Source organism: Microbacterium sp. (genome assembly GCF_041909575.1).
GTDB lineage: Bacteria > Actinomycetota > Actinomycetes > Actinomycetales > Microbacteriaceae > Microbacterium.
Genome location: NZ_JAYRDE010000010.1, coordinates 1 through 402, shown reverse-complemented (window position 1 = coordinate 402; position 402 = coordinate 1). Strand labels below are relative to the sequence as shown.

The window sequence follows — 402 nt, the reverse complement described above, 5'->3', positions numbered from 1 at the left end:
GGGGGGGGGCGCGGCGCGCGGCGGGGGGGGGGGCCCTGGGGGGGGCGGGCGCCCCCCCCCCGCCCACGGCGCGCGCGGGTGCGGTCGTCGTGGTGCTGGCACTGGCCGCCGGCGCTGCCGCGGCATCCCACGTCGCCTACGCCCAGCCTGCGCGCGACGCCGCCGCCGGCCCCGACGTGATGAACGGCCGCGCACTCGCCGTGCATGCGACGGTGGTGGGGAAGGTCGAGCGTCGCGCAGACGGCTCGTTCGCGTTCGATGCGCGCGCGTCGCGGCTCGACGTCGGCACCGAGGCCCGTGCAGTGAGCGTCGACGTGGTGGTGCGGGTGGCGCCTGCGGATGTCGAGGGTCCGGGCGTGCTGGACGTGGGAGCGAGGATCGAGGCACGCGGGACAGCCGCGC

General features: G+C 79.6%; 1 pseudogene. It reads left to right on the top strand.

Annotated elements, in window-relative coordinates:
- Positions 1-89 precede the first annotated feature (89 nt).
- Positions 90-402 (top strand): annotated as a pseudogene (locus tag ACE3O1_RS02745) (competence protein ComEC); the annotation flags it as partial.